Consider the following 7209-nt stretch of genomic DNA (forward strand, 5'->3'; position numbering starts at 1 on the left):
GATGCACATAGTCGAGACGGCTATGGAGGCGATGAGGCAGGTCGGACTGGAGCCGAAGATCATCCCGGTGCGCGGCGGCACGGACGGCTCGCAGCTCTCCTACAGGGGGCTGCTGACGCCCAACATCTTCACCGGGGCGCACAACGCCCACGGCAAGCACGAGTTCATCCCGGTGCAGTCGATGGAGAAGGCCGTGGAGGTAATACTGAAGATAGTGGAGCTTTACGCGAAGGGGTAGGGGTGAAGAGTCCTCACAGCTTCACCACTTGTCATCCCGAGGCGGTTTTTTGCCGAGGGATCTGGTTTTGATGTTTGCATAAGCGATGGACACGAACGGGAGGGACGCCCGTTCGGTCCCCTGCTTAGATCCCTCCTCCCGCTGGTCGTTCGGGATAAGCGATGGACACGAACGGGAGAGACGCCCGTTCGGGATGACAGAGGGAAGGCATTCGTTCGGGATGACTGCACCTGTCGTCCCGAGGCGGTTTTATCGCCGAGGGATCTGGTTTTCCCTGCCTCTCACCTTGACTGGCGCACTATCTTCGCCGCGAAGTAGCCCGCCCCGAGGCCGTTGTCTATGTTCATAACCGCCACTCCGGACGAACACGTGTTTAACATCGTCAGCAGAGCGGACAGCCCTCCGAAGTTCGCCCCGTAGCCCACACTGGTGGGCACCGCCACAACCGGACAGGCAACCAGCCCGCCGACCACGCTGGCGAGCGCCCCCTCCATCCCGGCGACCGCCACTATCGCCTTCGACCTCTGCAGGATGTCGACGTGCGCCAGCAGCCGGTGAAGTCCAGCCGCGCCCGCGTCGTACAATCGCTCGACCGAACAGCCCATGTACTCGGCCGTAATGGCCGCCTCCTCCGCCACGGGGACGTCGCTGCTGCCGGCGGAGACCACGGTCAGCCCTTCGAGCTTGCTATGCTCTTCCCTTCGAACTCCTATTATTCTTGCCCTTTCGTGGTATATCGCGTCCGGCATGGCCTCGTGGACTACCACGTACTGATGTTCGTCCGCCCGGGAGAAGAGTACGTTGAAGGCCGAGTCGGCAAGAGAGTTGGCTATAGCGGCCAGCTGCTCGTCGCTCTTTCCGGGGCAGTAGACTATCTCGGAAAAGCCCTTTCGAATGCGGCGGTGGGTGTCCATCTTCACGTCCCCGAGGTCCTTGAAGGGGAGCGACCTTATGCGCGCGGTGAACTCGGATTCGTCGAGGGCGCCCTCTTTCAGACGCTTGATTAGCATACCCAGTTCATGTTCGTCCATGATGTGCGGCCATCTCCTTTTTGGGGTACAATTAACCCCGGTACGATTATAATGCTTAAAGAGGGCGTGAGGATACCGAAAGAGCACGCCGCTCCGGCCGCGCCTTGTACGACGCGGATACTCTATGCTGCGAAGGGAGTTATGTTTATGTACATTTCATCGGATAGGACGTTCGGCAGGTCCTTCACGATCCTGCTGGCACTGTCCTTTATCCTGGCGGGGCTTTCCGGCGTCATCTTTCTTCTCGTGGCCCCGGAGTCGAGGACGGGGAACTTCTGGATCTCGTTCTGGGCTATTCTCTTCACACTGGTGCTCTCCTTCGCCTACCTGATCTTCCACGTGGTCACGGGGCGTGACAGCTTCGCTCCTGTTCCGCTGATGATGGGATTATCGACAACCCTGACGGTCTATTCATTGTTCGTCCTGGGCGACGTGCTCTTCTCGCTTTTCTATCCGCGCCTTTCCAGCGAGGTCTACTTGGCCTCGCACGTGACCGGCTTCGTCGTGCTGGTCGGTGGGGGGGGAATTATGACTCTCCTGTCGCTGACGGCCAAGGAGGCGGACATGAACGCGTCGCTCAAGAGGAGTCGTCTCTTTGTGCAGCGCACCAGGCTCGGTTCGCTGGTCGACGAACTCGGACTTTCACCCTTCTCCAAGCAGGCCTCCGAGCTGATAGCAAGCTTGAAGAACCTGAGGGGGACCATCGAGTCCAAGGACCCTTCCGCACCCGGCGGGGTCGAGATAGAGGAGTTGCTAGTGCTGGCAGTTGACGAAGTGGAGAGAAAGGCGAGGCATTTTATGGCGGCCGGCTCGGTAGAAGAGAGAGACGCACTGCTAGCCGACGCTGCCATCCTCGTTGAAAAAGCCTTCAACGCCCTGCACCGCAGGGAAGGTGTTCAGGAGGCGGAATAGGAGGGAAACACAAATGCAGAGGTTGGAAGCAATAGTACTGCAAAACCTTCATGATCGCCCGGACGAGAAGTGCTACTGGTGGGAGGGCGAGTGGTGCAGTTCGTCCGATCTGCTCGAACTGGTTTCGGCGAACACGGAGATACTGAAAAAAGCGGGTTTTAAAAAGGGGTACAGGATCGCCGCCCTTCTGCCGAACTCCCCGCTGGTGCTGGCCCTGTCGCTCGCCGCGTGGAACCTCGGTGGCTCCATCTCGCCGCTTAACTCCAAGTCGGGTCTGCCCTCTCTTCTCGGGACGCTGGAGCTGATCGAGCCGTGCGCGGTGGTTCTGGCGCCTGGCCTCGACGAGCTCAAGGATGCTCTCGAGGAGAGGGAAGTGCCGAGCGTGACGGCGGAGAGCCTCTCCAAGCCGTTTCCGGACTTCAAGGCGCGTGAGACGAGCGCGGAGGACGAGTCGCTCGCGGTGATCTTCGCCACATCCGGAACCACCGGGCTGCCGAAGGCCGTGCCGCTTTCCCACGGAAACCTGCTGGACAACGCGCTTCAGATGTATGAATCGCTCGATCTCCTCTCCGAGGAGGACACCCTGCTGAACGTGCTGCCGAACTTCCATTCGTTCGGTTACACCGTGTCGGGGCTGATGCCGCTGGTCAAGAACCTCAAGCAGACGATCCTCGCGTCGTTCCTCCCCCCGGTCGAGTCGATGAAGGCAATTCACGCCTCGGGGACGAACGTCATCGTCGCGGTGCCCGCGATGCTGCACTTCATGATAATCGCGGCGAGCAAGGGCGCACCCAAGCCGGAGAGGCTTAAGATGATCGTCACGGGCGGGGACAGGCTCAACGTTCAGCTCGACGGGAAGGCGCAAGCCGTCCTGGGCGCAGGGGTCGTAGAGGGCTACGGGCTCACCGAGTGCTCCCCCGTGGTGGCGGTGAACACGAATTACGAGGCCCGCCGCCTGGGGACCGTCGGCCCCTTCCTCGGCGGCTACGATTGGAAGCTTACGGACGACAAGGGCGAAGACGTCACGCCTACGGGAGAGGGAGTGCTGTGGGTAAGGGGCCCCTCGGTCACGACCGGCTACTTCAGGGATCCGGTGATGACCGCCGAGCGATTCGTGGACGGATGGTTCAACACGGGCGACTACGCCAGCGTGGAGGATGGCTACGTCAAGATACTGGACAGGGTGACGGACATCATCATAGTCGGCGGCTTCAACGTCTACCCTCAGGAGGTCGAGGCCATAATCAACAGCCACCCCTCGGTGGGCCAGGCGGTGGTGGTCGGCATGCCCCACCCGGTCAACGGACAGGTGCCGAAGGCGTTCGTGCAGCTGAAGGAGGGGGAGCAGGCCACCTCGCGCCAGATAATCGACTTCTGCAAGCAGAACCTCACCCACTTCAAGGTTCCTCGCAGTGTAGAGTTCATGGAGGCCCTGCCTCTCTCCGCCACGGGGAAGGTGCTGCGTAGACTGCTAAGGGAGCCGGGTCAGGGAAGCTGAGCGTCGCGGTCGGGGGTGGACATCGCGAGGGCGACCGTCACCCCCTCCACCGCCAGCCTCTCACCGAGAAGCCTGCCGGCCGACGCGGCGCAGGACTCCGCCGCGCCCTGCAGGTCGATATTGCGCTTTGCGGCGGACTGGGAGAGTGAGTCCTTCGACCTCTCCATCTCATCCGGGGGCACGACTGTCAGAGGAATCTTCAGGGACAGGGCCAGCTCTTTCAGGCCGGGCTCGTCGCTCTTCTCCCCGACAGTACGTATCTCCTTGAGGGCCTCCGGGAGAAAGGAGTGGGACCGCATCGCCTCGTACAGGACCGACCGGATTGTGCCGAGGGGCACCCCCCTGCGGCAATCGACGCCTGCGACCACGCACTTTGGCACGAGCTGGACTTTGGCCGGTGTTTTTTTGTAGCGGCGAGGGGAGATCACCAGGTTCGCGAACGGCTCGTCGGCGGCCGAGTACTCCTCCGGAAGAGGGGGAAGGTATTCCTCGGAGTCCGTCCAGTAGGAGATGGTGCCGCTCTCCATGAGCATCCCGTTCAGGTCGGGCAGAAGCTCCCTGCCGAGCAACGTCCATCCCAGGCGGGAGGCCAGCAGGTCCGGGGCGGTGAGGTCGGACCGGTCGGTGCTGGTGGTACGGACCAGAGACGCTCCAAGCGTCTCGGCCAGCCTGTCCGCGAGCTCGTCTACGGCTTCGAGGCGAGAGCCGGTCACCGGTAGCACGATGCCGCCGTCCTCCGAGACCACGACCACAGCCGGGTTGCCGCCCTTGTCGGACAGGTGCGGCGCGGCGGCCCTGACGGCCGTGCCCAGCGATGAGACGAACACCAGCGCGTCGACGCGACCCCACCAAGAAGCCACGGTGGTCTTCAGCTTTCCCGGTGCGACACGCACAACGTCGCCCTCGCCTGCGAGCCTCAGCGCGGTGGCCTCTCCCCTCGAGGAGAAGCACAAAGTCACAATCCTCATCATGTCCCCTCCGTTTCATGCCCGAGCGCGGATCTTCGCGCTTCTCCACCAGACTCATTCCATCCTAATGCCCAATCCCCGGGCTGTCAATCGACTATTCGCGCATGTTTGCTTGTAATGTTGCCAAGAGCGGGCGCGGTCGAGAAACCATAATAATATACACAACGCATGATTGAGATAAATACGATAAAAATCATTGTATGCTTGCGATATATCTCTTCTGCGTTGTATAATTTTAATTCAAAGGGTTCAAAAATTCCAAATGATAATGGTTATATGGAGGAGCTGTTGTAATGAACACGCTGAGATTCAGATTGATAGCGTCCTTCCTGTTGATTTCGCTGCTCGCACTCACCGCGACGAGCCTGCTCGCCGTGAACATATTCAGGCGAGAGTTGATAGCGTCCGCCTGGAAGGAGGGCGACGCGCTGAACCTGGCTCTGACGGAAGAGATCGATTCCTATCTTAAGGAGCGGCTCCTGGCAGTCGAGATGCAGGCCGAGAGAAACGCAATCAGGGGCATGAAATGGGAGGAGCAGGAGCCGGCTCTTGCGCCCTTGTACGATCGCTTTGGCTTCCTGGATATTTTCGTGGCGGATTTGGAGGGAGACGCGGCCTTCGTGCAACGGGATGCCAAGGGTGTCAACGTCAAGGACAGGGACTACTTTGTAAAAGCCGTCCAGGAGGGCAAATCCGTCGTGTCGGAGCCGATAGTGAACCGGACTACCGGCGCCCTGACCTATGTCTACGCCGCGCCGATCAGGAACGGCGGGCAGACAGTGGGGGCGCTCGTGGCCTCGGAGAACCTCGACAATCTCTCCGAAAAGGTGTCTGCCATCAAGTGGGGCGAGAGCGGCTACTCCGCCATGGCAGACAAGAGCGGCCTGCTTATCGCCCACCCGGTGAAAGACGTCATAGGAACACTGAACATGAGCATCGAGAGCGACCGGATAGCCCCGGAGCTCGCGCGAGCGGCGAAGGACGGCCTTGCCGGGAACAAAGGGAGGGCAAGCTACTTCTTCAACGGCAGGGACCAGATGAACTCTTACTCTCCCGTACCGTCGACCGGATGGCTCATCAACGTGACCACGGCCCAAGAGGAGTTTTTGACGCCTGTGAAGGATATCCAGCGTGCCCTTCTCATAGTCGTAGTTGTCTCTGCTGTTCTCATAGTTCTCGTCTCTCTCTGGATGGCCAACTCCGTGGCCAGGCCTATCCGCAGCATAGCGGAGAGTATGGAGACGGTCGGGAGGGGCGACCTCACCGCTGAGGTGGATCTCAGAAGCGGCATGAAGGAGATCAAGATCCTCGCCGGTGCGACCAACTCCATGATATCTATGGTGTCCTCGTCCATAGCGGAGATAATGGAGGCGTCCAGGCTTGTTCAGGACAGGGCCGAGGACTTGAGCGCGGCCGCCGAGGAGTCGACGGCCTCTATCGAGGAGGTCCTCGCCCTCACCGAGCGTGTCAGCGTTCACACCGAGAGCGCCGCGGCGGCGGTGGAGGAATCCAGTGCCAGTGTTGACGAGGTCGCTTCCGCTGCCCAGGCTGCAGCACAGGCCGCCGCCGAGGCGGGAGAGGGTGCGATCCTCATCTCCGATGCCGCTCGCAAGGGCGGCGAGTCGGTCGAGGTCATGTCGGGCATGATAGACAGGACTGCCGCGGCCGGCACCCAGGTCGAGAGTGCTGTCGAGAATCTCGCCGGGACCGTCAGGGACATCTCCGGATTTGTAGCGACGATAACCCAGATAGCCGACCAGACGAACCTTCTGGCTCTTAACGCTGCGATAGAGGCGGCTCGGGCGGGCGAGGCGGGACGTGGCTTCGCCGTTGTCGCCGAGGAGGTGCGCAAGCTTGCCGAGGAGTCCAACCGCGCCGCCGGCGAAGTGGAGAACCTCATATCGGAGATAGAGTCTCGCACCGAGGGTGCTCTCAGGGACTCCGATGCCTCCTCCGCGATATTGAAGGATCTTGTCTCCAAGGCCGCCGATACCAGCGATGTCATCAACGACGTAGTGGACCGCGTCAACGCGGTCACCGAGAACATCCAGACCATAGCGGCCACGGCGGAGGAGCAGTCTGCTAGCTCTCAGGAGATGGCCGCCGGCATGGAGAACGTAAGGAACTCCAGCGTTGAGATAGCGGAGCAGGTTGGTGGCGTGAACCGTTCGATGGAGGAACAGACGAGGGCGACGGAGGCTATAGCCGCGTCCTCGGAGGAGCTTGTGAGCCTTGGTCAGTCTCTCCAGAGGGCTGTATCGCGTTTCAGGGTTTCGTCCGATCTCTCCGGTCTTGTTCCGAGGGACTGAGCGATATAAACCAGTAGAACCAGGAGGGACGCCCGTTCGGGCGTCCCTTTTTTAGTATGTCCGGACGTGCGACCTCTTCCGTCAACGCGGACGACATCGTGATTTCTCTGTCGCTTCGCCCCGTTCGTTGCGACGGCTTGAAAGCTGCTCGGACTCCCGAATCCGCAAATGGCCGAAAAATGCTATAATGACGGAAAACCAGAAGGAGAGCCGCATGGCCGAAAAGGACAACGCATTCCGCAGGATGCTGGGC

At 60.8% G+C, this 7209-nt stretch carries 6 protein-coding genes; 4 read left to right on the forward strand and 2 right to left on the reverse strand.

Annotation, left to right across the window (positions count from 1 at the left end; all coding sequences use genetic code 11):
- The coding region (locus GX181_02240) for a M20/M25/M40 family metallo-hydrolase (GenBank protein ID NLM70767.1) at positions 1 to 238 on the forward strand (238 nt) is incomplete at its 5' end.
- Between the two features lie 281 nt (positions 239 to 519).
- On the opposite strand, the gene larB is transcribed toward GX181_02240, so the two are convergent.
- Positions 520 to 1269 (reverse strand): nickel pincer cofactor biosynthesis protein LarB, encoded by a 750-nt coding sequence (gene larB, locus GX181_02245; protein ID NLM70768.1) that lies wholly within the window; start codon positions 1267 to 1269, stop codon positions 520 to 522.
- Positions 1270 to 1416: 147 nt separating this feature from the next.
- On the opposite strand from larB, the gene GX181_02250 reads away from it, so the two are divergent.
- Complete coding sequence (locus tag GX181_02250) at positions 1417 to 2181, forward strand: hypothetical protein (protein ID NLM70769.1); 765 nt, start codon at positions 1417 to 1419, stop codon at positions 2179 to 2181.
- Positions 2182 to 2194: 13 nt separating this feature from the next.
- Positions 2195 to 3679: a long-chain fatty acid--CoA ligase gene (locus GX181_02255; protein NLM70770.1), complete on the forward strand. Its 1485-nt coding sequence runs from the start codon at positions 2195 to 2197 to the stop codon at positions 3677 to 3679.
- Here the strand turns inward: GX181_02255 and GX181_02260 are convergent.
- Positions 3667 to 4647, reverse strand: coding sequence for a hypothetical protein (locus GX181_02260; GenBank protein NLM70771.1), 981 nt, complete (start codon positions 4645 to 4647; stop codon positions 3667 to 3669). The genes GX181_02255 and GX181_02260 overlap by 13 nt on opposite strands.
- A 293-nt stretch (positions 4648 to 4940) precedes the next feature.
- Between GX181_02260 and GX181_02265 the strand changes: the two genes are divergently transcribed.
- The gene (locus GX181_02265) at positions 4941 to 6956 is read left to right on the forward strand and encodes a HAMP domain-containing protein (GenBank protein ID NLM70772.1); all 2016 of its coding nucleotides are present in this window, start codon (positions 4941 to 4943) and stop codon (positions 6954 to 6956) included.
- Positions 6957 to 7209 lie beyond the last annotated feature (253 nt).

The organism is Synergistaceae bacterium, from assembly GCA_012521675.1.
Classification (GTDB): domain Bacteria; phylum Synergistota; class Synergistia; order Synergistales; family Aminobacteriaceae; genus JAAYLU01.

Coding starts and splice junctions, on each gene's coding strand:
- larB (NLM70768.1), bottom strand. CDS start 1,269: ATGGACGAACATGAACTGGGTATGCTAATCAAGCGTCTGAAAGAGGGC.
- GX181_02250 (NLM70769.1), top strand. CDS start 1,417: ATGTACATTTCATCGGATAGGACGTTCGGCAGGTCCTTCACGATCCTG.
- GX181_02255 (NLM70770.1), top strand. CDS start 2,195: ATGCAGAGGTTGGAAGCAATAGTACTGCAAAACCTTCATGATCGCCCG.
- GX181_02260 (NLM70771.1), bottom strand. CDS start 4,647: ATGAGGATTGTGACTTTGTGCTTCTCCTCGAGGGGAGAGGCCACCGCG.
- GX181_02265 (NLM70772.1), top strand. CDS start 4,941: ATGAACACGCTGAGATTCAGATTGATAGCGTCCTTCCTGTTGATTTCG.